The sequence below is a fragment of the Streptomyces sp. NPDC053431 genome (genome assembly GCF_044544925.1).
Lineage (GTDB): Bacteria > Actinomycetota > Actinomycetes > Streptomycetales > Streptomycetaceae > Streptomyces.
Window position 1 is genome coordinate 383,281 of sequence record NZ_JBITXX010000005.1, and the last position, 25,676, is coordinate 408,956.

19 protein-coding genes are annotated in these 25,676 nt (G+C 72.5%); 14 read left to right on the plus strand and 5 right to left on the minus strand.

The features are described 5' to 3' along the window. Window positions 1-224: 224 nt before the first annotated feature. From ACIGXE_RS16370 to ACIGXE_RS16385, 4 genes are all read left to right on the plus strand, one after another. A complete protein-coding gene (locus tag ACIGXE_RS16370; protein WP_399747737.1) occupies window positions 225-1,805 on the plus strand; it encodes a sigma-70 family RNA polymerase sigma factor in 1,581 nt (526 codons plus the stop codon). Between the two features lie 292 nt (window positions 1,806-2,097). Further along, window positions 2,098-4,494, plus strand: a complete 2,397-nt coding sequence (locus ACIGXE_RS16375) for a non-reducing end alpha-L-arabinofuranosidase family hydrolase (RefSeq protein ID WP_399747739.1) — start codon at window positions 2,098-2,100, stop codon at window positions 4,492-4,494. A 39-nt stretch (window positions 4,495-4,533) separates the two neighbouring features. Next, window positions 4,534-7,158, plus strand: a complete 2,625-nt coding sequence (locus ACIGXE_RS16380) for an RICIN domain-containing protein (RefSeq protein WP_399747741.1) — start codon at window positions 4,534-4,536, stop codon at window positions 7,156-7,158. Window positions 7,159-7,495: 337 nt separating this feature from the next. Continuing rightward, a complete protein-coding gene (locus tag ACIGXE_RS16385; protein WP_399747743.1) occupies window positions 7,496-8,299 on the plus strand; it encodes a VOC family protein in 804 nt (267 codons plus the stop codon). On the opposite strand, the gene ACIGXE_RS16390 is transcribed toward ACIGXE_RS16385, so the two are convergent. Continuing rightward, window positions 8,296-8,700, minus strand: coding sequence for a J domain-containing protein (locus tag ACIGXE_RS16390; protein ID WP_399747745.1), 405 nt, complete (start codon window positions 8,698-8,700; stop codon window positions 8,296-8,298). The genes ACIGXE_RS16385 and ACIGXE_RS16390 overlap by 4 nt on opposite strands. Window positions 8,701-8,932: 232 nt before the next feature. On the opposite strand from ACIGXE_RS16390, the gene ACIGXE_RS16395 reads away from it, so the two are divergent. Then, entirely contained in the window at window positions 8,933-9,325 is a 393-nt protein-coding gene (locus tag ACIGXE_RS16395; protein WP_399747747.1) for a hypothetical protein, read from the plus strand. A 134-nt stretch (window positions 9,326-9,459) separates the two neighbouring features. Here the strand turns inward: ACIGXE_RS16395 and ACIGXE_RS16400 are convergent, their stop codons facing one another. After that, window positions 9,460-9,885, minus strand: a complete 426-nt coding sequence (locus ACIGXE_RS16400; protein ID WP_399747749.1) for an Hsp20/alpha crystallin family protein — start codon at window positions 9,883-9,885, stop codon at window positions 9,460-9,462. Between the two features lie 212 nt (window positions 9,886-10,097). On the opposite strand from ACIGXE_RS16400, the gene dnaK reads away from it, so the two are divergent. The 5 genes from dnaK (at window position 10,098) to clpB (ending at window position 16,772) form a co-directional block, all read left to right on the plus strand. Further along, complete coding sequence (dnaK, locus tag ACIGXE_RS16405; RefSeq protein ID WP_399747751.1) at window positions 10,098-11,993, plus strand: molecular chaperone DnaK; 1,896 nt, start codon at window positions 10,098-10,100, stop codon at window positions 11,991-11,993. A 64-nt stretch (window positions 11,994-12,057) separates the two neighbouring features. Beyond that, window positions 12,058-12,741, plus strand: coding sequence for a nucleotide exchange factor GrpE (locus ACIGXE_RS16410; protein ID WP_399747753.1), 684 nt, complete (start codon window positions 12,058-12,060; stop codon window positions 12,739-12,741). Between the two features lie 30 nt (window positions 12,742-12,771). Further along, window positions 12,772-13,761, plus strand: coding sequence for a DnaJ C-terminal domain-containing protein (locus ACIGXE_RS16415; RefSeq protein WP_399747754.1), 990 nt, complete (start codon window positions 12,772-12,774; stop codon window positions 13,759-13,761). A gap of 45 nt (window positions 13,762-13,806) precedes the next feature. Beyond that, window positions 13,807-14,121 carry a chaperone modulator CbpM gene (locus ACIGXE_RS16420; RefSeq protein ID WP_399747854.1) on the plus strand — a complete coding sequence of 105 codons (315 nt, stop codon included), beginning with the start codon at window positions 13,807-13,809 and terminating at the stop codon, window positions 14,119-14,121. Window positions 14,122-14,126: 5 nt separating this feature from the next. Continuing rightward, the gene (clpB, locus tag ACIGXE_RS16425) at window positions 14,127-16,772 is read left to right on the plus strand and encodes an ATP-dependent chaperone ClpB (RefSeq protein ID WP_399747756.1); all 2,646 of its coding nucleotides are present in this window, start codon (window positions 14,127-14,129) and stop codon (window positions 16,770-16,772) included. Window positions 16,773-16,791: 19 nt separating this feature from the next. On the opposite strand, the gene ACIGXE_RS16430 is transcribed toward clpB, so the two are convergent. After that, window positions 16,792-17,487 (minus strand): sigma-70 family RNA polymerase sigma factor, encoded by a 696-nt coding sequence (locus tag ACIGXE_RS16430; RefSeq protein WP_399747758.1) that lies wholly within the window; start codon window positions 17,485-17,487, stop codon window positions 16,792-16,794. A gap of 157 nt (window positions 17,488-17,644) precedes the next feature. After that, window positions 17,645-18,316 carry a hypothetical protein gene (locus ACIGXE_RS16435; protein WP_399747760.1) on the minus strand — a complete coding sequence of 224 codons (672 nt, stop codon included), beginning with the start codon at window positions 18,314-18,316 and terminating at the stop codon, window positions 17,645-17,647. A 242-nt stretch (window positions 18,317-18,558) separates the two neighbouring features. Here ACIGXE_RS16435 and ACIGXE_RS16440 point away from each other — a divergent pair, with 242 nt between their 5' ends. Together ACIGXE_RS16440 and ACIGXE_RS16445 are read left to right on the plus strand one after the other, a co-directional pair. After that, complete coding sequence (locus tag ACIGXE_RS16440) at window positions 18,559-19,779, plus strand: MFS transporter (protein WP_399747762.1); 1,221 nt, start codon at window positions 18,559-18,561, stop codon at window positions 19,777-19,779. Window positions 19,780-19,988: 209 nt separating this feature from the next. Next, window positions 19,989-20,867 carry a sugar ABC transporter permease gene (locus ACIGXE_RS16445; RefSeq protein ID WP_399747764.1) on the plus strand — a complete coding sequence of 293 codons (879 nt, stop codon included), beginning with the start codon at window positions 19,989-19,991 and terminating at the stop codon, window positions 20,865-20,867. On the opposite strand, the gene ACIGXE_RS16450 is transcribed toward ACIGXE_RS16445, so the two are convergent. Continuing rightward, entirely contained in the window at window positions 20,854-22,038 is a 1,185-nt protein-coding gene (locus ACIGXE_RS16450) for an acyl-CoA dehydrogenase family protein (RefSeq protein WP_399747765.1), read from the minus strand. The genes ACIGXE_RS16445 and ACIGXE_RS16450 overlap by 14 nt on opposite strands. 144 nt (window positions 22,039-22,182) lie before the next feature. Between ACIGXE_RS16450 and ACIGXE_RS16455 the strand changes: the two genes are divergently transcribed. Together ACIGXE_RS16455 and ACIGXE_RS16460 are read left to right on the plus strand one after the other, a co-directional pair. Next, window positions 22,183-23,970: a CoA transferase gene (locus ACIGXE_RS16455; RefSeq protein WP_399747767.1), complete on the plus strand. Its 1,788-nt coding sequence runs from the start codon at window positions 22,183-22,185 to the stop codon at window positions 23,968-23,970. Continuing rightward, window positions 23,967-25,622, plus strand: a complete 1,656-nt coding sequence (locus ACIGXE_RS16460; protein ID WP_399747769.1) for a class I adenylate-forming enzyme family protein — start codon at window positions 23,967-23,969, stop codon at window positions 25,620-25,622. The genes ACIGXE_RS16455 and ACIGXE_RS16460 overlap by 4 nt, the downstream gene beginning before the upstream one ends. The last annotated feature ends 54 nt before the right edge of the window (window positions 25,623-25,676 follow it).

Genomic DNA, 25,676 nt, shown 5'->3' on the forward strand with positions numbered 1-25,676 from the left:
GACTGGGGGAGGGGGCGTGTCGCGGCCCCTCCGCGTCGCGCGGTCGGCGGGCGCGCGTCAGCGGGTCGGCCGAGTGCGCGACGCGCACACTCCCCGGGCACCGGGCCTTCCCTGTCGGCACGGGCCGGACCGTCCGCCCGAGGCGCAGCCTTTGGCCGTACGCCTTCGTCGAGGCTAGGGTGTGCCGCCGTACTCGGCGGATCGCTCCCCTGAAGAAGGTGGGAATGGGGCTCAAGGACGCAGGCCACGCGGATCTGGTCGTCGCGGCGCAGGCCGGTGACGACCGGGCGCGCGAGGAACTCATCGCCGCGTACCTGCCGTTGCTGTACAACATCGTCGGGCGAGCGCTGAGCGGACATGCCGACGTCGACGACGTCGTCCAGGAGACCCTGCTGCGTGTGGTGCGCGACCTGCCCGCCCTGCGTGCCCCGGAGAGCTTCCGGTCCTGGCTGGTGTCGATCACGCTCCGCCAGATCAACACCCACTGGCACCGGCAACACGCCCTCGCCGACCGGACCACGGTCATCGACGAGGCACGCCGGATACCGGACGCCGGCGCCGAGCCCGTGGACGTGACGATCCTCCGGCTGCACGTGTCGGACGAGCGGCGCCGGGTCGTCGAAGCCGGCCGGTGGCTCGACCCGGACCACCGGGTGCTGCTGTCGCTGTGGTGGCAGGAGTGCGCCGGACTGCTCAGCCGGGAGGACATGGCCGCCGCGACGGGGCTCACGGTCGCTCACGTCGGAGTGCGCCTGCAACGCATGCGCGAGCAGCTGGAACTGTGCCGGACGATCGTCGCCGCGCTGGAGGCCGATCCGCGCTGTCCGCAGCTGGACGGGACAGTCGTCGGCTGGGACGGTCACCACACGTCGGTGTGGCGCAAGCGGATCGCGCGGCACACACGTGACTGTCCGGTCTGCGGGGCGACGTCGGCAGAACGGGTTCCGGCCGAACTGCTGCCCCTCAGCCTCACGACGCTGGCCGTCCCGGCCGCACTGATCGCCGCGCTGGCCGCCAAGGGCCTGCTGTCGGGTACGGCAGCGAGCGCCGCCGGGCTGGCCGCGGCCCCCGTCGCCGTCGGCACGGCGACCGGGGGAAGCGGCCTGCACGGCGCTCTGATCGGCAAGCTCCAGACGGTGACCGCTCATCCGCTGGTGAGCCTCGCGACCGGTGCGGTGCTCATCGCCGGCACCGCCACCTACGCGACCTGGCCCGAACCGGCGCCTCGAGTGCCCGGCGCCACCGCCGCTCCCACGGCCGGCACTCCCACACCCCTCCCCTCGCGTACCACCACCTCGGCCGGCCCGTCGCCGGCGAGTCCGTCGCCGGCGAGTCCGCCCCCGGTGAGTCCGTCCGCCGTCGCGGGCACCGTTCCGCTGGGCGCCCGGTCGCTGGAGTCCGCGGACAGTCCCGGCCGGTTCGTCACGTACACGGGCGATTTCGCGGCGCTCGGCAGCGTCGCCGCGTCCAGCGGCGCGCAGGCACGTCAGCGGGTCACCTTCACGGTCGTCGGGGGACTGGCCGACACGCGGTGCGTCACCTTCCGCGCCGCGGACGGCCGGTATCTTCGCCACTCCTACCTGCGGCTGCGGCTGAGCACCGACGACGGCAGCGCACTGTTCCGTGAAGACGCCACCTTCTGTCCCCGTCCCGGAGCGGTCGCCGGGTCCGTGACCCTGTACGCGCACAACTATCCGGAATCGGTCCTCCGTCACCGCGACGGCGGCATCTGGCTCGACGGCTCCGACGGCACGCGGGCCTTCGCCGGCCAGGCTTCCTTCATCGTGCGCGGTCCCGGGGCCTGAGTACCCAGGGCGATCCCGACCGAGTCGCACATTCACAGCCGGCGTTCACCGCAGATCGGTGCGGCGCCCCTCTTCCACGGGCACGACCAGGCCACGGCGTCCGGCATAACGCTTTCCGGCCGCGAGATGCATCACCGGGCAATCCCGCGGACGGCGCGACTTTTCTGTTACGAGACCGCGAGCTCGGAAGCCTCCACTTCAGGGGTGTCCTTCCCGCCGCCCGTCATGACGTGCCGGCGCGGCAGGGACCCGACTTCCCCCACTGACGCATCCCCTGAAGAAAGCCCCTCACATGACGCGACACACCCACGAACCCAGGGCCAAGGGCCTGCACCGGCTTCGCCGGCGGCGCCGGCCATGGGCCATAGGACTGTCGGCCACGGCGCTGGTGGCCGGCGTCGTGACGCTCCTCCCCGAATCCGCCGGAGCCGCGGGCCTGGGCACCCAGGCCGCCCCTTCGGGCAGGTACTTCGGCACGGCTGTGGCCGTCGGCAGGCTCGGCGACTCCGCGTACACCGCGATCGCGGACCGGGAGTTCAACATGGTCACCCCGGAGAACGAGATGAAGTGGGACGCCGTCGAACCGTCCCGCGGCAATTTCAGCTTCGGCCCCGCTGACCGGATCGTCGATCGTGCCCTGGCACACGGCCAGCGCCTGCGCGGCCACACCACGGTCTGGCACTCGCAGCTCCCCTCCTGGGTCCGCTCCATCCGCGACGCGAGCACACTGCGCGGCGTGATGAACCACCACATCACCACCGAGTTGACCCATTTCAAGGGCAAGATCTACGCCTGGGACGTGGTCAACGAGGCGTTCGCCGACGGCGGCAGCGGCGGGCTCCGCGACTCCGTCTTCCAGCAGGTGCTGGGCAACGGCTTCATCGAGGAGGCGTTCCGCACCGCCCGTGCGGCCGACTCCTCGGCCAAGCTCTGCTACAACGACTACAACATCGAGAACTGGTCGGACGCCAAGACCCAGGGCGTCTACCGGATGGTCAAGGACTTCAAGTCCCGCGGCGTGCCGATCGACTGCGTCGGGTTCCAGAGCCACTTCGGGGCGGGCGGCCCGCCGGCGAGCTTCAGGACCACCCTGGCCGGCTTCGCCGCCCTGGGCGTCGACGTCCAGATCACCGAGCTGGACATCGCCCAGGCGTCACCCACCCACTACGCGAACGTGGTAAGCACCTGCCTGTCCGTGGCCCGGTGCACCGGTATCACGGTGTGGGGCGTCCGTGACAGCGACTCCTGGCGCAGCGGGGAGAGCCCGCTGTTGTTCGACAGCGGTGGCAAGCCCAAGCCCGCGTACACCGCCGTCATGAGCGCGCTCCGTTCCGGCTCCGGTGCCACCCCGGGCAAGCCGACCGACGGTACGGGGGAGATCAAGGGCCTCGCCTCCGGCCGCTGTGTCGGCGTCCCCGGCTCCGCCACCGCCAACGGCACCCGGGCACACCTGTGGGACTGCGGCGGACAGGCCGACCAGCGCTGGACCCACACCGCCGCCAAGCAGCTGAAGGTGCACGGCGACAAGTGCCTGGACGCCAAGAACAAGGGCACGGTCAACGGCACCCCGGTGATCGTCTGGGACTGCAACGGCGGCGCCAACCAGCAGTGGAACATCAACACCGATGGCTCGATCACCGGCGTCCAGTCCGGGCTGTGCCTCGACGCCGTCGGCGCCGCGACCGCGAACGGCACCACGGTCCAGCTGTACGCCTGCGCGTCCGTCAACAACCAGAAGTGGACCTGGACCGCCCCGTCAGGGACGGGCAGCGGCACGTGTGATCTCCCGTCGACGTACAAGTGGACTTCGACGGGTCCCCTCGCGCAGCCGTCGAACGGGTGGGCCGCGGTGAAGGACTTCACCCACGTGACGCAGGGCGGCAAGCACCTCGTCTACGCGTCGAGCGCGTCGGGAACCTCGTACGGCTCGATGGCGTTCCGCCCCTTCACGAACTGGTCCGACATGGCGTCGGCCGGCCAGACGAAGATGAGCCAGAACGCGGTGGCGCCCACCCTGTTCTACTTCGCGCCCAAGAAGATCTGGGTCCTCGCGTACCAGTGGGGAGCCTGGCCCTTCAGTTACCGCACGTCCAGCGACCCCACCGACCCCGACGGCTGGTCCGCGCCGCAGCCGCTGTTCACCGGCGGCATCCCCCGCACCGAGTCCGGCACCGGACCGATCGACCAGGCCCTGATCGCCGACGAGAAGAACATGTACCTGTTCTTCGCCGGCGACAACGGCAAGATCTACCGGGCGAGCACGCCGCTCGGGAACTTCCCGGGCAACCTCGGCTCGTCGTACACGACGGTCATGAGCGACACCGCGAAGAACCTCTTCGAGGCGCCGCAGGTCTACAAGGTCCAGGGCCGGAACCAGTACCTCATGATCGTCGAGGCTCGGGGGGCGAACGAGCGGCGCTACTTCCGCTCGTTCACCGCCTCCAGCCTGAGCGGCACGTGGACCCCGCAGGCCGGCAGCGAAGGCAACCCCTTCGCGGGCAAGGCCAACAGCGGCGCCACCTGGACCGACGACATCAGCCACGGTGACCTGATCCGCACCGATCCCGACCAGACCATGACCATCGACCCCTGCAACCTGCAGTTCCTCTACCAGGGCAAGTCCCCCACCGCGGGCGGACCCTACGACCGACTGCCCTACCGGCCGGGCCTCCTCACCCTGCAGCGCTGACCTGCCCGATCCACGGTTGCACAAGGAGAAACACCCCCCATGAACAACCCCACCAACGCCGGACGCCGCGGACGTCACCGCCGTCGCGGGACCGCCACCGTTCTGCTGCTCGGCGTGCCCGCCACCGTCGTGCCGTACCTCCTGTTCGTGCAGGACGACTCACAGGCCGCGACGGTCGACGACAGTGCCTACTACAAACTGGTCTCGGTGCGCAGCGGCAAGGTGCTGGACGTCAACGCCTTCTCCACCGCCGACGGCACCCGCATCCAGCAGTGGACCGACCAGAACACCGCCAACCAGCAGTGGCGGCTGCGCTCCACCGGCGACGGCTACTACGAGCTGGTGAACCGCAACAGCGGCAAAGTGCTCGGCATAGCGGGCGATTCGACCGCGCAGGCGGCTGCCGCCGAGCAGCAGACCGACAGCTCCTCCGCCTCCCAGGAGTGGCGGGTCGACGAGGTGAGCGGTTCCGACGCCGTCACCTTCACCTCCCGCAGGAGCGGCCAGGTCCTGGACGTCTCCGGAGGCTCCACGGCCGACGGCGCGGCAGTCATCCAGTACGGCGGCCACGGCAGCACCAACCAGCAGTGGAAGCTGGTGAGGACGGCCGAGACCCCGGCCACCGGGAACGGACCGTACGCGTGGAAGAACGCCCAGGTGGTGGGCGGCGGTTACGTCACCGGGCTGGTGTTCAACCCACGGGCCAACGGCCTGCTGTACGCGCGTACCGACATGGGCGGCGCCTACCGCTGGGACAGTGCGGCCGAGCAGTGGATCCCGCTGACCGACTGGCTCGGCGAGAAGGACTGGAACCTGCTGGGCATCGACGCGCTGGCCACCGACCCCGTCGACCCCGACCGGCTCTACCTCGCGGCCGGCACCTACACCAACGAGTGGGCCGGCAACGGCGCGGTCCTGCGCTCCACCGACCGCGGCCGCACCTTCCAGCGCACCGACCTGCCGTTCAAGCTGGGCGGCAACGAGGACGGCCGCGGGGCGGGCGAACGGCTCGTGATCGACCCCTCGGACAACCGCACCCTGCTGCTCGGCACCCGTAAGAACGGCCTGTGGCGCAGCACGGACAGCGGTGTGACATGGCGGCAGGTCTCCTCGTTCCCCGTCAAGGACGGCGCGAGCAGCGGCGCGGGCATCTCCTTCGTGACGTACGGCCCGGCCGGCAGCAACACGGTCTACGTCGGCGTCGCCGACAAGTCCACCCCCCTGTACCGCTCCACCGACGGCGGCACGACCTGGCAGGGCGTCCCCGGACAGCCCACCGGCCAGTTCCCGCAGCACGGCGTCCTCTCCGGCGACGGCTCGCTCTATCTGACCTACACCGACGCCCTCGGCCCCAACGGCGTGACGGCCGGATCGGTGTGGAAGCACACGCCGAGCGGCGGGTCCTGGCGGAACGTCTCCCCCTCCCAGGGCGGCTACGGCTTCTCCGGACTGGCCGTCGACCCGCGCCGGCCGTCCACGGTGATGGTCACCACCCTCGACCGCTGGTGGCCCGAGGACGAGATCTACCGCACCACCGACGGCGGCACGACCTGGAAGGCACTGGCGGACAAGACCGTGCGGAACGCCTCCGGCGCTCCCTACGTCGGCACCCACACCGGGCACTGGATGACCGCCCTGGCCATCGACCCCTTCGGCTCCGGACACGTGCTGTACGGCACCGGCAACGGCATCTGGCGCAGCAAGGACGCCACCGCCACCGACAGCGGCGGCACCAGCCACTGGGCCGCCGGGGCGCGGGGCCTCGAGGAGACCGCGCTGATGGACGCGATCGCCCCGCCCGGCGGCGCCACCGTCATCACCGCCATGGGCGACCAGGGAGGCTTCCGCCACGACGACCTGACCAAGGTGCCGACCGGGCGGCTGGACAACCCGATGATGAGCAACAGCACCGACATCGACTTCGCCCAGTCGAACCCCGGGGTGATGGTCCGGGTCGGCCGGGGCGGCGCGCAGGACGGCGCCTACTCGACCGACGGCGGCAGCACCTGGAACGGCTTCAAGGCGGAGCCGGTCGCCGGCGCCCAGGACGGGCACGTCGCGCTCGCGGCGGACGGCTCCACCATCATCTGGACCCAGGCCGGCCAGGCCCCGTACCGCTCGACCGACAAGGGGGCGAGCTGGTCGAGGGTCAGCGGCCTGGGCACCGACGCCGTCGTCGTCGCCGACCGCTCCTCGGCCACGACCTTCTACTCCCTGTCCGGCGGCACGCTCTACGCCGGCACCGACGGCGGCGCGAGCTTCACCGCCCGTGCCACGAACCTGCCCGCCGGCCGGCTCACCGCCGTCCCCGGCGTCGCCGGAGACCTGTGGATCGCCGGCGGAGCCGGTGGCCTCCTCCACTCCACCGACGGCGGCCGCACCTTCACCACGCTCACCACGGTGAAGTCCGCCTCCGCCCTCGGCTTCGGCAAGGCCGCGCCCGGCGCCTCCTACCAGGCTCTCTACCTGATCGGCACCGTCAAGGACGTCACCGGCGTCTTCCGCTCCACGGACAAGGGCGCCACCTGGCTCCGCGTCAACGACGACGCCCACCAGTGGGGCAGCATCGGTGGCGTCGGCGTCATCACCGGAGACCCGGACACCTACGGCCGCGTCTACGTCGGCACCAACGGCCGCGGCCTCCAGTACGGCGACCCCTCCTGACCCCGACACCGGATGCGCTCATGGCCGACGTGTGAGCCGACACGCGACCACTGAGAGAACTGCCGCCCTCCTGGCCGATGGGACATCTCGGCCGGAGGGCGGCTTTCCGCTGTGGAGCGGCGCGGGGGCGGCGGTCGCGGAGCGGCGGCCTGGGCGAGGGGAGGTGCCGTGCGCCAGACACTGCCGGCCGGCGTCCGTCAGGACGACGCATGGGGCCCGCCTCCCGCTGCTCGCAGCCGCCTTGCCCCTTTTCCGAGGGGGATAAATCATGAGAATCGTCCGGTCGAAGGCGCCGCCCACCGATGGCGTACACCGGCCGGGAAAGGAGAGCGACCCCATGGTCCTCGGCACCTCCGACCTGATCGGCGCACCCTGCTGGCTGAGCCTCGCGGCGCGGGATCGGAGCGCCGCCGAACGGTTCTACAGCACGGTTCTGGGCTGGTCGTTCCGGCGGGGCACGCTGGGCCGGGCGTTCTCCGTCGCCGAGGTGGACGGCACGCCGGTGGCCGGGGTCGCCGCCGTCGCCGGTGAGTTCGCGGTGCCCGTCGCCTGGACGCCGTACTTCGCGGTCGACGACGCCGATGCCGCCGTGGCGAGGGTCCGGGAACGCGGCGGTACGGTCGGCGTGGGTCCGGTTCCCTACCCGCCGAGCGGGCGGGCGGCTCTGGTCGCCGACCGCGAGGGCGCGACCTTCGGGATCTGGGAGGGACGTGTCCAGTCCGACTGGCTAGTCGGCGGACAGACCCCGTTGTGGCTGGAGCTGCATACCCGCAACGCGTTCGACGCCGCCCTCTTCTACGGAGAGGTCCTCGACTGGGGTACCGAGGGCGTGGGCTGCTGCGACATCTCCTACGAGGAGGACCAGGTCGTCCTCCGGCGCGACGGCAAAGCCGTGGCGCGCCTCAACAGCGGGCCCGTCGAGGAGGCCGCCCCCAAGCCGCACCTGCGGCCCCGATGGCTGGTCCACTTCACGGTCCCGTCGCTGGAGGCAGCCACGGCGTCGGCGGTGGAGAACGGCGCCACGATCGTCCAGGACGGTCCGTGGCCGGCGGGGAAGGGGCAGGCGACACTACGCGACCCGGACGGCGCACTGTTCACCCTCGACCAGGCATCGGCGGCACCGTGGCCCCGGCGGCGCTAGAACCCGATGCGGACGGGACCCGCCTCGAGCCATGCACCGCGGCGCCGCGGCGTCGACACCGGGCCGACCACCACGACGTACACAGTTCGTACGGACGGCCGTGCAGGGCGCCCGGTGTGCCGCACCGGCACCGCGGCCGCAGGCCTCGCCGCTCCGTGGGGAGATCCGGCCGCGCGGTGCCTGTCGTACTCCGCCCGTTTCCGGGCGTCACGCAGCGTGGCGTAGGCGGTCATCACCTCGTCGAGCTCCTGGGGCTGAGCCCGCGGCTCCGGATGGGCGTCCGGATGCAGAGCGCGGACCAATGCGCGGTAGGCACTGGTGATCTGCCTGACCGAGGCGGTCGGGTCGACGCCGAGCACCGCGTAATAGTCCGGTCGCCTGGGTGCCGTCACATTTCTCACCTCCCTGCGAGCCGGCCGCAGCCAGAGAGGCCGACAAGACCTACAACACGTTCATAGGTCGCCGCGGGCGCGGATTCAAGGGGTGCCGGGCCGTCGTTCCCGACCCGCCTCCTTGCCGTAGAGCCATTCGAAGTCAGGCATGAACCTTTGCCGCGTTTTGTCGACATAATTGCTCCAAGGCGGAGAAGACCGTAACTCGTGACGGACCGACCCGGGGAAAGAGGTGAGAGGGATGATCATCGAACTCGCACTCGAGCGGGTCCAGTTCACCTGTGGGCATTGCTGGCACGAGTGGAGCGCCGATTACGACGTCCAGCAGTACCGGGACGACCAGGGCGGCGACTGGGAGTACTTCTCACGCGACGGTGTGGCCGTGCCCTCGCCGTACACCCCCGCGGGTGCCGTGCCGTGCGCAAGGTGTGGTCGCAAATGGGTGGGCCGCATCCTCGCCCGCAGGCGCATTCCGGCAGCCCCCGGACCCGCCGACACTCCACGCGAGAGCATCGTCGACGCGCCCGGCCACCGCCCGGAGCGGCATGGCGCTCCGCTGCTCGGCGCGTCCGCCCACAGCCAGCCGCAGCAGTTCGGGCCGCCCGTGGAGCGCGCTGGAGCGGCGACCGGCTGAGCGCACCGTTACGCGGAGGTCTCCCCCATCGAGACTTGCGGGCATGGCCGGGTCCCACGGCGTCGGCTCGCCGTGGGACCCGGCTACGAGTGCCCGCCGGCCCGGCCCGGCCCGGCGGACGCCCCTTGACCCCGTTACGCCTGCAGTTCCTTGTCCGTGCGCTTGGCGGTGTCGATCTGGATCTTGCGCGGCTTGGCCTGTTCGCCGATCGGGATCCGCAGGCTGAGGACACCGGCGTCGTACGTCGCCTCGATGTTCTCCGTGTCCAGCGTCTCCCCGAGGAACAGCTGGCGGCTGAACGTGCCGGTGGGCCGCTCGGAGATCACCGTCTCCGCGCCTTCCTTGATCTCGGGCTTCCGCTCGGCCCGGACCGTCAGCACGTCCTTCTCGACGTTCAGGTCGAGGGACTCGGCGTCGACGCCCGGCAGGTCGAACTTGACCCACACCGCGCCGTCCTCGCGCCAAGCATCCATCGGCATCGCCGAAGGACCCTGCACGCCGTTGAACACGCGCTGAGTGATCCGGTCCAGCTCACGGAAGGGATCGGTCCGCATCAGCATCTGATCATCAACTCCTTCGCATCGTGTGCCGTTCGATCGCGTACCGACGCTTCTTATATAACTCTCGGCACCGTTCTTGACAAGATGGGACTCAAGTTTTATCCCAGTGAATGAGTGAGCTTTACGGAGCCAGGGTGATGGTCCCGGCCCAGTGGGCAAGCCACGCCCTGGAGGTAGGACACGCTCGGTGCGAGCAGTGCGTGGAGGCAGCGATGGCCAAGGCTGTGGGTATTGATCTTGGTACGACGAATTCCGTGGTCGCCGTCTGCGAAGGCGGCCGGCCGAGAGTGATCACCAACAGTGAGGGCGGTCGTACCACGCCGTCGGTCGTGGCGTTCACCGAGAGCGGTGAACGGCTCGTCGGGCAGATGGCACGCCGCCAGGCCGTACTGAATCCCCAGGGCACCGTCTACTCGGCGAAGCGGTTCGTCGGCCGGCGCCTCGAGGAGATCGACGTGGAGGCGGAGCAGGTCTCCTACGAGGTCGCGTCGGGTCCTGAGGGCGCGGCGCGGTTCTCCGTCCGCGGCAAGCAGTACGCCCCGGAGGAGATCTCCGCCGCTGTGCTGCGCAAGCTCGTGGACGACGCCGCGAAGCAGCTGGGCGAGAAGATCACCCAGGCGGTGATCACGGTGCCCGCGTACTTCAACGACGCGCAGCGGCAGGCCACCAAGGACGCCGGCCGCATCGCCGGACTGGAGGTGCTGCGGATCATCAACGAGCCGACCGCGGCCGCCCTGGCGTACGGGCTGGACAAGAAGAAGCACGAGACGGTGCTCGTCTTCGACCTCGGCGGCGGCACGTTCGACGTCAGCGTCCTCGACGTGGGCGACGGCGTGGTGGAGGTGCGTTCCACCGCCGGCGACACCCACCTGGGAGGAGACGACTTCGACCGGCGGCTGGTGGACCACCTCGCGGAGGACTTCCAGCGCCTCAACGGTATCGATCTGCGCCGAGACCCGCAGGCGCTGCAACGGCTGTACGAGGCGGCGGAGAAGGCGAAGGCCGAGCTGTCCACGGCCGCGCAGACGCAGATCAACCTCCCCTTCGTCACCGCGGACGCCGCCGGTCCGAAGCACCTCACGACCACCGTGACCCGGTCGACCTTCGAACAGCTCACCGGGGATCTGGTCGAACGGTGCATGGGACCGGTCCGGCAGGCGATGGCGGACGGCAAGGTGACCGCCGACGACCTCGACGAGGTGATCCTCGTCGGCGGATCGACCCGCATCCCCGCGGTGCAGGCGCTGGTGCGTCGGCTGACCGGCGGCAAGGACCCCAACATGTCGGTCAACCCCGACGAGGTCGTCGCCCTCGGCGCGGCCGTCCAGGCGGCGGTGCTCCAGGGCGAGGTCAAGGACGTCCTGCTGCTCGACGTCACCCCGCTCTCCCTGGGCGTCGAGACGCTGGGCGGGCTGATGACCAGGCTGATCGAGCGCAACACCACGATTCCCACCCGGCGCAGCGAAACCTTCACGACCGCCGAGGACAACCAGCCGGCCGTGGACGTGGTGGTGCTGCAGGGGGAGCGGGAGCGGGCCGCGGACAACCGTGTGCTCGGCCGGGTCCGCCTGGACGACATCCGTCCGGCGTCCCGGGGTACGCCGCAGATCGAGGTGACGTTCGACATCGACGCCAACGGCATCCTCAACGTGTCCGCGAAGGACAAGGACACCGGCGCCCAGCAGAGCATCACCGTCTCCGGCAGCGGCACCCTGGACGAGTCCGAGGTCCAGCGGATGATCCAGGAGGCCGAACGCAACCGGGCCGAGGACACCCGTATCCGCGAACTCGTCGAGGCGCGCAACGAGCTCGACAGCTTCGCCTACCACGTCGAGCGACGGCTGGGAGAGCTCGGCGACTCCGTCGCCGTCCACGACAAGGCCCGCGCCGAGTCGCTGATCGCGGATGCCCGGCAGGCCGTCAAGGAAGAGGCACCCCTGGACCGCGTGCGGTCCCTGACCGGCGACCTCCAGCAGGTGCTGCACGCGCTGGCGTCCGGCGGCGCCGGCGGTGGCGGCGACGGCGGAAGTGGCGCGAACGGACCGGGACCCCAAGGCGGACCGGGCGGCGGAGACGACGTGATCGACGCCGACTTCAGGCCGGAGTGACGGGCCGGGTGCGGTGACGGAGCGCGAGGAGAGCCGGACCGGATTGCGGAGTGAGTGATCGACGATGAAGGACGAGACGCGGGGACCCGAGGTCCCGATGACGGACACGGCGGGGGGCGACGGGGCGGAGGACCAGGCCCGGGAGCACGGCCTGCGACCGGGCGCGGCCGCCGCCGGCTCCGGCGGAATCCGCCGGGGTCCCGAGAACGCCGCCGGCTCCGGCGAGGTCGGCCGGGGCGGCGAGGTCCGCCCGAGGTCCGAAGACGCCGACGGCTCCGGTGTTCCGCCGGTGTTGCCGGAGCTCGACGTGGAGGAGCTGCACGACCGGTGGCAGCGTGCCGTCGCGGAGACGGAGAACCAGCGCAAGCGCTACGAGCGGCGGTTGGAGGAGGTATGTCTTGCCGAGCGCGACCGGGTGAGCGAGGCCTGGCTGCCCGTGGTGGACCACCTCGAGCTGGCACTCCAGCACGCCGCGGCCGACCCGGAGGCGATCATCGCCGGTGTGGAAGGGGTGTGCCGGCAGGCGTACGCCGTCCTCGCCCGGCTCGGGTACCAGCGGATCGCCGCCGTCGGGGAACCCTTCGACCCCGCCCTCCACGAGGCGGCGCAGGTCCGTCAGGAGCCGCAGACCGCGCCGGGCACCGTCGTCCAGGTGCTGCGCGCCGGCTACGGCAGCGACCGCGGCCTGCTGCGGCCCGCGACGGTGGCCGTGCAGGCCGGACCGGACGAACGAGAGGCACGGAGCTGAGGAGTACGACAGGAATCGGTGGTGTGGTCGATGGCGCAGACGAACCGTGACTACTACGACGTGCTGGGGGTGTCCCGTACCGCCAGTACGGAGGAGATCCAGCGCGCGTACCGGAACCTGGCCCGCCGCTGGCACCCTGACCTGAACAAGGACCCGGGCGCGGAGGAGCGGTTCAAGGAGATCGGCGAGGCGTACGAGGTGCTCTCCGACCCCGACCACCGCGAGCGCTACGACCGTTACGGGCATGCCTGGCAGCAGGTGCCCGAGGGCGCCGCGGCCGGACCGGGCGGGCCGGGCGGCCCGTTCGGGGCGGGAGGCGGCCGACGGGTGTACGTCGACACCGGCGGCGGGCCCGGCTTCGCCGGCGGATTCGGTGAGGCCGGCTTCGGCGGCATGGACTTCGAGGACCTGCTCGGCGGACTGTTCGGGGGCGCCGGTGGACGTGCCGGAACCGGCGGATTCGGGCGGATGCCCGGCGCCGACCGGGAAGCCGAGATCACGCTCGGCGTCGAGGACGCCTACACCGGCGGCCGCAGGCGCATCACCCTCGACACCGCCACCGGGCCGCGCGGCTACGAGGTCTGGATTCCACCCGGTGTGACGGACGGTCAGCGCATCCGGCTGGCGGGGCAGGGCGGCGCCGGCACCGGCGGCGGCCCCGCAGGTGACCTGTACCTGCGGGTACGTCTCGCTCCGCACCCCCGCTTCCGGGTGGAGGGCCGCGACATCACCGTCGACCTCCCCGTCGCACCGTGGGAGGCCGCGCTCGGTGCCTCGGTCCCCGTGGACACCCCTGGGGGACCGGCCCGGGTCGACCTGCCGCCCGGCTCCTCCAGCGGCCGCCGGCTCCGGTTGCGGGGACGCGGCATGCCCAACCAGCGCGGCCCGGCCGGCGACCTGTACGCGGAGGTCAGGGTGGCCGTCCCCGCCGATCTGACGCCCGCCGAGCGCGAGCTGTTCGAGCGCCTGGCCGCCCAGTCCCGCTTCGACCCGCGCGACCCAGCCGGCGGAAGGAGATGAGCACCTGTGGCGCACCACCACCTCACCAGCTACCCGCTCGCCCGGGTGACCGCCGTGCACGGCGCGTACCCGGTCGGCGTCGGCATCGACGAGTTCGCCACCTTCACCGGCCTCCACCCCGACCTCGTACGCCGCTACGTCACCCTGGGCCTCCTGGAGCCCGACATCGACCGAGCCGGGGGCCTGTGGTTCGGCACCGCGCACGTGACGCGGGTCGCCCGCATGCAGCGGCTCCGCGCCGGCCTGGGCCTCAACTACGCCGCCCTGGCCGTCGTACTCGACCTGCTCGACCGCATCGAACAGCTGGAAGCCGCCCTCGCCGGGCGGCACCCCGACATCGACGCCCCGCACGGGAGGTGACATCCGTGGACACGAACCGACTCACCGAGAAGTCCCAGGAAGCCCTGCAGGACGCCCAGACCAAGGCGCTGCGCTTCGGCCATGTCGAGGTCGACGGCGAGCACCTCCTGATGGCCCTGCTCGACCAGAGCGAGGGACTCGTCCCCCGACTGCTCGGTGCGGCCGGCAGCGACCCGGGCCGGACCCGGGCCGCCGTGGAGGCGGAACTGGGCCGGCGTCCGAGCGTCTCCGGCCCCGGCGCCGAGCCCGGCCAGGTCTACGTCACCCAGCGGCTCGCCCGGCTCCTCGACGCCGCCGAGCAGGAGGCGAAGCGCCTCAAGGACGAATACGTCTCCGTCGAACACCTGCTGCTCGCCCTCCTCGCGGAGGGCACCGGCAGCGCGGCCGGCCGCATCCTGCGCCAACAGGGCCTGGACCGTGAAGGGTTCCTCGCCGCCCTGACCAGCGTACGCGGCAACCAGCGGGTGACCTCGGCCGTACCCGAGGCGACCTACGAGGCCCTGGAGAAGTACGGTCGTGACCTGGTCGCCGAGGCTCGCACCGGCCGGCTCGACCCCGTCATCGGGCGCGACACGGAGATCCGCCGGGTGGTGCAGATCCTGTCCCGCAAGACCAAGAACAACCCCGTGCTGATCGGCGACCCGGGCGTCGGCAAGACGGCCATCGCCGAGGGACTGGCCCAGCGCATCGCCCACGGCGACGTCCCCGACGGTCTGCGCGACAAGACCGTCTTCGCCCTCGACATGGGCTCCCTGGTCGCGGGCGCGAAGTACCGCGGCGAGTTCGAGGAAAGGCTCAAGGCCGTTCTCCACGAGGTCACCGCGGCCGAGGGCCGCATCCTGCTGTTCGTCGACGAGATGCACACCGTCGTCGGCGCCGGGGCGGCCGAAGGCGCCATGGACGCCGGGAACATGCTCAAGCCGCTCCTCGCGCGCGGCGAACTGCACATGATCGGCGCCACCACGCTGGACGAGTACCGCAAGCACGTCGAAAAGGACGCCGCGCTGGAACGCCGCTTCCAGCCCGTCCTGATCGACGAGCCCGGCGAGGAGGACGCCGTGTCCATCCTCCGCGGTCTGCGCGAACGCCTGGAGGTCTTCCACGGCGTGAAGATCCAGGACGGCGCCCTGGTCGCCGCCGTCACCCTCTCCCACCGCTACATCAGCGACCGGTTCCTCCCCGACAAGGCCATCGACCTCGTCGACGAGGCGTGCGCCATGCTGCGCACCGAGATCGACTCGATGCCCGCCGAGCTGGACCAGCTCAGCCGCCGCGTGCGCCGCCTGGAGATCGAGGAGGCGGCCCTGGCCAAGGAAGAGGACCCGGCCAGCCGCGACCGCCTGTCGGAGCTGCGCCGGGAACTGGCCGGCACACGCGCCGAGGCCGACGCGCTGCGCGCCCAGTGGGAGGCCGAGCGCCAGGCCCTGCGCAAGGTGCAGACCCTGCGCCGGGAGATCGAACACGTCCGGTACGAGGCCGAGGACGCGGAGCGCTCGTACGACCTCGACCGCGCCGCGGAACTGCGTCACGGCCGGCTGCCCGAGCTCGAGCGGCGCCTGCGAGCCGAGGAGGAGCAGCTCGCCGTCAGGCAGGGCGGACGCCGCCTGCTGCGCGAGGTCGTCACGGAGGACGAGATCGCCTCCGTCGTCTCCCGCTGGACCGGCATCCCGGTCAGCCGCCTCCTCGAGGGCGAACGGAAAAAGCTGCTGCGGCTCGACGAGATCCTCCACGAACGCGTGATCGGCCAGGACGAGGCCGTCCAGCTGGTCGCGGACGCGGTCATCCGAGCCCGCTCCGGGGTCAAGGACCCGCGCCGGCCCATCGGTTCCTTCCTGTTCCTGGGCCCGACCGGCGTCGGCAAGACCGAGCTGGCCCGCACCCTGGCCGCCGCCCTGTTCGACACGGAGGACAACATGGTCCGCCTCGACATGAGCGAGTACCAGGAACGGCACACGGTCAGCCGCCTGATGGGCGCCCCGCCCGGCTACGTCGGCTACGAGGAGGGCGGCCAGCTCACCGAGGCCGTGCGCCGGAAGCCGTACTCCGTCGTCCTCCTGGACGAGGTGGAGAAGGCCCACGCGGACGTCTTCAACACCCTCCTCCAGCTCCTGGACGACGGGCGCCTTACCGACGCCCAGGGCCACACCGTCGACTTCCGCAACACCGTGGTCGTGATGACCAGCAACATCGGCTCCCAGCACCTGCTGGAGGGCGTCACGCCCGACGGCGAGATCGAGCAGGAGGCGCGCGCCGCCGTCATGGCCGAACTGCGTGCCCACTTCCGGCCGGAGTTCCTCAACCGCGTCGACGACGTCGTCCTCTTCAAACCGCTCACCCTGCCCGAGATCGAGCGGGTCGTGGACCTGCTCACCGAGGACCTGCGCCACCGGCTCGCCGACCGCCGCCTCGAACTGCGCCTGACCGAGGCGGCCCGCCGGCACATCGCGGCCGAGGGATTCGACCCCGTCCACGGTGCCCGACCCCTGCGGCGGTTCATCCAACGCGAGGTCGAAACCCGTATCGGACGAGCCCTGCTGGCCGGCGACATCCCCGACGGCGCCACGATCACCCTCGACGCCCCCGACGGCCGGCTCACCGTCACCTGGACGTCCCCCGAGACCGGCCCGCCGCCGCAGGCACGGGCAGCGTGACCGCATGGGCGCCGAACGGTCAGGCGAGCGCCGGTGCCCGCGTGAACCGTCTGCGGTTCGGCATGTCGGCGCGTGACGCGGGCACGGCCGCGGGGGCCGGCTCCTCCTCGCCCCGCAGCAGGGCGACCAGGGACGTCCGGGCCCGTGCGACTCGCGAGCGGACCGTGCCGACGGGACATCCGATGGCCTCGGCGGCCTCGGCGTAGGGCAGGCCGAGGAGCTGGGTGAGGACGAAGGCGTTCTTCCGCTCGGTCGGGATCGTGGCCAGGAGTTCGGCGAGCGCGACGCCGTCCTCGAAGCCGGGAAGCCCGCGCGGCTGGGTGTGTTCGGCCTCTGCCTGCCAGTCGTCGCGGTCGGAGAGGCGCGGCCGTGCGGCCGCGTGCCGGAGGCTGTCGACGACCGTACGGCGGGCTATCGACAGGAGCCAGGTGCGGGCCGAGGAACGCCCCTCGAAGCGGGGTAGCGCGGCGAGCGCGCGGAGGAACACCTCCTGGGTGAGGTCGTCGGCCGCCTGGCGATCGGCGCTGAGGTGGGTCACATAGCGCCGGACGTCGCGGTGCAGAGCACGTACGAAGAGGTCGGCCTTGACCGGGTCGCCGTCGCGGGCGGCCAGCGCGAGCCGTGTCGTCGCCGCGTCGGTGTCCGCGTCCGGCGCGTGTGCCGAACGGGAGGTCCTCGGCGGACGCTGAAGGAGGGTGTCGTGGGCAGGAGTCATCGCCACAAGTCCTTACGAGGCAAAGGGAATCCGGCCGGGCACGCGGATGAGGGCGGCGCCGTGCCGGTGACTGGTACGGCCTGCCGCGACCGAGCGAAAGCGGCATGACCGATGCCCGAGGGACGGAACTGAGCCGTCGAGCTCGGGGAGCCGGCTGTCAGAGGACAGCGAGTGCCTGGGGAGGACCTCGGGAGATGAGTGAATGGGTGAGGAGGAGCCGCCGCGGAGCGCGCTCGTCACCGGGCCGCACCGGCCGGAGGCGAGGCCGGTTCCGTGCGACGGGGACGAAGGACGCCAGCAGTGGACGCAGCGGGCGGAAGAGTCGCAGGGACGCGGCGCGCAGGAGGCGGAACGCCGCCTGCTCGCCGTACGCCATCCACAGGCCGCTCAGGAGCGCGGCCAGGAGGTGGGCCGACAGCATGCCGAAGGACGACGACATGTCTGTCACGTCGTGCCCTGCCGGGTCCCCGGAGATCATGCCGACGGACGAGGTCATGTCCATGTGGCCCATGTCCACGTGGCCCATGGCCGCGTGTGACATGTGCACGTGTGCTGCTTGCGCATCGCCCATCGGCATCGGCATCGACGGCATCGGCATCGCCGGCGTCGACATCGGTGGCTGGGACCAGGAGAACGCCGTGTGGAGCGCGCTCTGCGCGACCACGCTCGCCGCCGTCACCGCGAGGAGGCCGCGCTCGCGGCTCGCGAGGACCCAGGTGACCACCACGGTGGCGGCGAAGGCGAGGGAGAGCGTCCAGGCGGGCACACCCTGCCCCGACATCAGGATGTGGCCGGTGGCGGCGAGCAGCACACAGACGGCCGCGAACATCGCGGCCCGCACTCCTCGCGAACATCGGCCTGGTGTCATGGCGCGCCCATCCTTGCACCCCTCCCCGGAGGCGTGAGGGCGGGTACTGCCATGCCGGGGCCGCCCCCTCGACCTGTCGGGACATGAGTACGCGACTGTGACGCGCCCCACAAGAGCGCCTCGGGAACTACCGGCACGATCGCACCGACTCCTCCAAGGCGACGGCGTTCGGCCCGATCGCCGGACGGGGGAGGGGATACGCGGTGAGGAGCGCAGGTACGGCGGAGGCACCGGCCGATGCCGGAGCGGGGCCGGCCCACGGGCTGACCGCGCTCCTGACGACGGCCATGGCCTTCTCGATGATGCAGCTCTTCCTGCTCGGAGCGCTGGGCCCCCGTCTCGTCGACCGACTCGGTGTCTCGGAGACCGTGCTGGGCCTGACCACCACGGTGGGCTTCGGCACGGCGGCCGTCCTCTCGCCCATGGGTGGCCGGATCGTCGACAGGGTCGGCCCCCGCCGGGCCCTCGTGACCCTGCTGACTCTGTCGGCGGTGGCACTGGGCCTGATCGGCGCTGCGCCCGGCTCCGGCCTTCTGCTCGTGGCCGTCGCGCTCGGCGGTCTGCCCCAGGCGCTGGCCAACCCGGCGACGAACAAGGCGATCCTGGCGTCCGTCCCGGCGCCGAGGAGGGGCGCGGTCACCGGCGCCAAACAGTCCGGTGTCCAGCTGGGGGCCTTCGTGGCAGGGCTGCCCCTCGCCGTGGTCGCGAGCGCGATCGGCTGGCGGGGCGCGGTCTGGGTGGCCGCCGGTGCGGCGCTCCTCGCCGCCCTGTGGGCCTGGCGCGCGCTGCCCGCCGACGCGTCGCCGCCCCCGCCGAAGGGCGCCGCGAGCGGACCGGCATCGGCACGCCCTGGTGGTCCCGTGCCCTGGCTGGCCGCCTTCTCGCTCTTCCTCGGCGCGGGCATCGCCTCCGTCAACACCTACCTCGCCCTGTTCGGCTCCCAACGCCTCGAGATGGGGCCCACGGTGGCGGGCGCGCTGGTCGCCGTCCTCGGCGTCGCAGGGATCGCCGGCCGTGTCGGCTGGTCCCGGGCCGCCACTCCCGGCCGGGCCCCGTGGCTGCCGGCTCTGCTCGCGGGTGGAGCGGTGGGCGCGGCCGTGCTCCTGGCCGCCGCCGTCCGCGTCGACCTGCTGGTGTGGGTGGCCGCCGTGGCGGTCGGCCTGTTCGCCGTGTCGGGCAACGCCGTCTCGATGGTCCTGGTGATGCAGCGCTCCGTGCCCGGCCGGGCCGGGCAGGACTCCGCGCTGGTCGCCGCCGGCTTCTTCGCCGGATTCGCGGTGGGCCCACCGCTGTTCGGGCCCCTCGCCGAACGCCGGCGGTACGGGGAGGGCTGGGTGCTGGTCTCCGTGGAGTTCGCCGTCGCGGGGGCCGTCGCGCTCGCCTGGGCGGTACGGGACCGCCGTACGCGCGCGGACGGTCCGTGATGACGAAGACGGGCTGGGCGGAGGAAGCCCTCGACCTGATGCTTCGCCGCGCGGGGGAGACCTCGGAGCAGGTGGGTGAACGCTTTCCCCTGTACGCCGATCCGGCCGACGGTCGTTGGACGACCACAGGACGCGGATCCTGGACGGGAGGCTTCTGGGCCGGACTTCTGTGGCTCAGGGCCGGCCGGACCCGGAGCGACGAGGACCGCATGGCTGCCGCGACCGTGACCGCACGGCTCGCCCCTTGGGTCGAAGCGGACACCGCGACCCGCGGCCTCATCCTCTGGTACGGCACCGCCCTGGCCGCGGGGGACGCGGCGGCGCAAGCCCTGCGGGAGCGTGCGGCGGAGGCCGCCGTCGGCTCCTTCGACCCGGAGCTCGGTCTCGTTCCGTGGGGCGCGGCCCTCGGCGGCGCACGGCTGCGGGCTCGTACGGACGGTGTCCCCGGTCTCGTGTCCCTGCTGGCCTCGACCGGACCCGAGGGGCAGGCGGCGGCTGCGGCTCACCTGCACCGCCACCTCGACCTGTGCCTGTCCCGCGAGGGCACGGGGCGGCCCCGCCCGGCATGGCGGTGGGACGAGACACGCGGCTGGACGGCCGAAGCTGATCCCGCCCCCGGCTGGAGCCGGGGCGAGGCGTGGCTCCTCCTGGCCGTCGCGGACGCTCTGCTGCTCACGGACGCCCCGTCCTGGCGCCCGGATCGGCTGACCCGGGCGGCCGAACTCCTCCTCGCCGACTACGCGATGCTCGTCGGCCCTCCGGTCCCGCCGGCGGACGCCCACCGCGCGGAAGGCCCGCTCGACACCTCCGCCGCCGCCATCACCGCGGTCGCCCTCCTGAAGCTCGCGCTCGTCCCCGGGGCCGCATGGTCGAGAGTGTGCGCCTGCCGTGCGGAGGCCGTCCTGTACCGGCTCGCGCGCGACCACCTCACCCGGCCGGGCGGGACCCGCCCGGCGGGCATGCTCCTCGACGGCTGCTACGACGCGCACAGCGGCACGGCCGTCCGCCACGAACTCGTCTGGGGCGACTTCTTCCTGGCCCTCGGCCTGGCCGCCCACCTCGGCCGCGTCGACCTCAGACGGGTGTGACAGCAGGGCCGCCCTGACGGCTCCGCAGGACGCGCCGTGCGACGGACGAGACGTGCTGTTCGTCCGGCCCGTCGAGCATCCGGGCCGTGCGCCCGCTACGGAACAGCGCCGGCAGGGGCGTGTCCGGGCCGAGTCCGGCCGCGCCGAAGACCTGGATGGCCCGGTCCGCGACCGCCTGGAGCGTGCGGGCCGCCGCCGTCTTCGCCAGGCCGACCTCCACAGGGGCGTCGCGTCCGTCGGCGACCAGCGCCGTCGCCTCGTACACCAGCGGCCGTGCCGTCCTCAGCGCCAACAAGGATTCGAAGACATGCTGTTGGACGAGCTGGCGGTCGGCGAGCGGTCCCCGTGCGCCCTGACGTGCCACGGCGCGGTCGCAGAGCAGGTCGAAAGCCCGCTGGGCCTGACCGAGCCACCGCAACGCCCGCAGTGTCCGCCCCAGTTGGAGACGCCCGGCGGCGACGGCCAGAGCCTGCCCGGTGTCCCCGACGAGGTGATCCTCGTCGACCTCGACACCGTCGAACTCGATCTCGTACTGCCCGGTCGCGCCCAGGACCGGCAGCTCGCGCACGACCCGGAACCCGGGGGAGTCGGTCGGCACGAGGAGCAGGGACAGGCCGGTACGGTCTCCAGCCTGTCCGCTGGTGCGGGCGAGCACGGTCACGAGGTCGGCGTCGCCCGCGTTCGACACGAACCACTTCCGGCCGGTGACGCGCCAGCCGCCGCCGGGCCGTCGCTCCGCCCGGGTCGCCGTGAGCGCGGGCTCGGTCCCGGGCGTGTCCGGCTCCGTCATCGCGTAGCAGGTGCGGAGGTCGCCGGAGACCAGGCGCGGCAGGTACTCCGCGCCCACCCGTGCGGATCCGTGCCGGGAGAGCATGGTCACGTCGAGGAGGGACGCCGACCCCAGGGCCGCAGGACCGTGGTCACTGGCGCCCTCGGCCTCGGCGATCGCCGCGTACGCACGCAAGGGCAGCCCGCCGCCGCCCAGTTCGGCCGGCAGCGGGAGCGCCCACAGACCGGACTCACGGGCCTCCACACGCAGCCGCTCACGAAGATCCCTGGCGGTCGGACCACCGGCGTCCAGGTACGACTCGGAGGGGAAGACGCGGTCACGGACGAACGCGGAGACCCTCTTTCGCAGCCCGTCGACAGCCGTTACGTCATGATCCGTCACTGTTTCCTCCGTCTCGGGAACTCGACAGAACGCGTGTCCGACTGCCTGTCCGTGGAAGTGGTCGGGCGTGCCGGCTCCCCAGTTCCCGTGACCGTGAAAACCCCCGTGCGACGGATGTCACCGCCGCGCCAGGAGAGGAGACCCATGGCGTCATCAGCGACCGCGCACACCGCGGTCCGCCGTCCGCTCGACACAGACCGTCCGCTCGACGCACTGCGCTGCGACATCGGCGGCCCTGAGGCCCTGACCCGCGTCGCCTCCGACCATCTGAGGCGGCTCGGGGCGACGGTGCGGGACGACGGCCCGGGGGACATCGCACTCGGGGGCGGCGGATTCGCGCCCGTCACGGCGCGTACCGCCTGGGGATCGGCCGGCTCAGGGATCGAGGACGAGGCGACCGCCCAGGCCGTCACCGGAGTGATGGCCGTCCACGGCCGCCGCCATGGGGCCCCGCGCGGCCTCGGTGTCGACTATCTGGCCACCGCCACCGGCGTGCTCACCGTCCAGGGCCTGCTCGCCGGGCTCATCGGGCAGGCCCGGGGCAGTTCGCCGGCGCGGGTGCGTACGACGACGGCCGACCGAGCCGGGCTCCTCACGGTGTCCCAGTACGTGGCCGCGGCCGGCGCCGACGAGCCGGAAGCCGTCGAACCCGCCCCAGGCGGGCCGCCGTTCACCTCCGCCGACGGCGTCCTGTTCGAGCTGGAGACGCTCGACCCCGGGGCCTGGGCGGACTTCTGGCGCGCCCTGGAAGCTCCCGTCGACGCGACACGAGCGGGCTGGCGGCCCTTCCAGTTCCGGTACGCCACCGCCTGCGCGCCCTTTCCTGCCGACCTGTACGAGGCGACCGGGCGGCACACGTGGGCGGGGATCCGGCAGGCCGCCGCGCTGTCGGGAGCGGAGGTGTGCCGTCTTCGTACGCTCGCCGAGCGCGCCGCCGAGGACGACGGCGCCGACCCGTGGACCCTGCGTGCGCTGGGCCCGGGCCACCCTGCGACGGGCACGGCCGCAACCGCTGACCGGCCGCTGGCCGGACTGACCGTCCTCGAGGCGGGCCGCCGGATCCAGGCACCCCTCGCAGCGCACCTGCTGGGTCTGCTCGGCGCCCGCGTGATCCGGATCGAGCCGCCGGGCGGCGACCCGCTCCGGGGCATGCCGCCCGCCTGCGACGGGATCTCCGCCCGCTGGCTCGCGCTCAACCGGGGCAAGGAGGCCGTCGAGATCGACATCAAGGCGCCCGGTGACCGAAGCCGGCTGCGCGAACTCGTGGCCGAAGCCGACGTGTTCGTCCACAACTGGGCCCCGGGCAAGGCCGCCGAACTCGAACTCGACGCCGAGCACCTGACCGCCGTGAAACCGTCCCTCGTCTACGCCTACACCGGCGGCTGGGCGGACCGGCTCGACGGCGCCCCCATGGGCACCGACTTCATGGTGCAGGCCCGCACGGGCGTCGGGGAGGCCGTCCATGCGGCCGGCGAACCGCCCGTGCCGTCCCTCATGACGCTCCTCGACGTCCTGGGCGGCCTGCACGGCACCGAGGCCGTCCTCGCCGGCCTGCTCCTGCGCGAGCGCACGGGCCACGGCGTACGGGTCGACTCCTCGCTGCTCGGCGCGGCCGACACCCTCCTCGCCCCCTCCCTACGACAGGCCGCCGCCGGCACCGACCCTCGTCGCCCCGCCGGATTCCGGCGCCCGCTCCGTACCTCCGACGGCTGGATCGCCCCCAGCGACACCAGTGCACCCGCCGCCGCGGCCCACGACGTCACGGGCATGTGCACCGAGGACGCCCTGGACCGGCTGCGCGGCCACGGCCTGACGGCCACCGCCGTCACCACCGACCTGTCCGCACTCCACCACGACCCGCGCCTGTCCGGCTCGATCAGCCGGGACGCGCACGGTGCCCCCGCCGTTCCCGACCCCTGGAGCCACGCGTGACCGCCACCCTGACCGACCTGCTGCCCGCCGAACTCCGCCGCTCCTGGGTGCTGGACGGCACCTGCCCGGACCTCGACCTCTACAGCCTCTTCCGGGCGAGACAGATAGCCGACCTGCACCGCACCGCCGTGATCGACGCCACGGGCACGCTCTGCTACACGGCACTCGACCGCAAGGTCCGATGTCTGGCCGAGGGCCTGCGCGGGCTCGGCATCGGCGCCGGGGACGTCGTCGCCGTACAGCTCCCCGACAACCGCAACGCCGTCGTCGCGGATCTCGCCCTCGCCGCACTGGGCGCCATCGCCCTCCCCTTCCCCGTCGGGCGCGGCGCCGTGGAAGCCGAGTGCCTCCTGCGCCGCGCGGAGGCGGTGGCGGTCATCGCCGCGATCGAACACCGCGGCCGGCACCACGCCGCCGACCTCCAGACCCTCACCCCGGCGCTGCCCGCCCTGCGTCACGTGGTCGCCGCAGGACGCGGCGCTGCCCCTGAGGGAACGATTCCGCTGGCCCAGCTGCTGCGGACCGACCCCACCGGCTTCGTCCCGGCCCGCCCCGACCCCGACAGTGCCGCGCGCATCCTCGTCTCCTCCGGGTCGGAGGCGGAGCCGAAGATGATCGCCTACTCCCACAACGCCCTGGCCGGCGGGCGCGGCAACTTCCTCGCCTCCCTCATGCCCGACGGCACCCCGCCCCGCTGCCTCTTCCTCGTCCCGCTCGGCTCGGCCTTCGGGTCGAACGGCACGGCCGTCACGCTCGCCCGGCACGGTGGCACCCTCGTCCTGCTCGACCACTTCACGCCCGAGACGGCGCTGGCCGCCGTACGGGAACACGCGCCCACCCACGTCCTCGGCGTGCCCACCATGATCCGGATGATGCTGGAGGCCCTGGAGAAGACGGACGGCCCGCTGCCCGCCCCCACCGCGCTCGTCCTGGGCGGCGCACCCCTCGACGAAGTCACCGCCACGGCGGCGGCCGAGGCGTTCGGCTGCCCGGTCGTCAACCTCTACGGTTCGGCGGACGGCGTCAACTGCCATACGGGACTGGGGCATTCCGTACCGCCCACCGACCGCTCCGGGGTCGTCGCGGGCCGGCCCGACCCCCGGGTCGCCGAGATCCGCATCGCCGACCCCGACACGCACGAGCAGCTGCCCGACGGGCAGATCGGGGAGATCGTCTCGCGCGGACCGATGACCCCGCTCCGCTACGTGGCCGCCCCCGACCTCGACGCCCGCTACCGCACTCCGGAGGGCTGGGTCCGGACGGGCGACCTCGGCTTCCTCGACGACGAGGGCGTCCTCCATGTCGTCGGCCGCCTCAAGGACATCGTGATACGCGGCGGCGCCAACATCAGCCCCGCCGAGGTCGAGCGCGAACTCGTCTCCCACCCGCGGGTGCGCGACGTGGTCTGCGTCGGGGTGCCCGACCCGCTGATGGGGGAGCGGCTCGCCGCCTGCCTGGTGGGCAGGGGCTCCACGGTCCCGACGCTGACGGAACTCGGCGTGTACCTGACCGAACGCGGAGTCGACCGGCACAAGCACCCCGAGCACCTGCTCGTGCTGCCCGCACTACCGCTCACCGCCGCAGGGAAGCCCGATCGCGCCGCGCTGCGGCGCCGGATCGTCGAGCGGGGAACCGCCCTCGTCGAGGTGTGAGGCCGCGCGGGAGGGGGAGGGCCGCCGGCGACCCTCCCCCTCCCCCCACGTGGC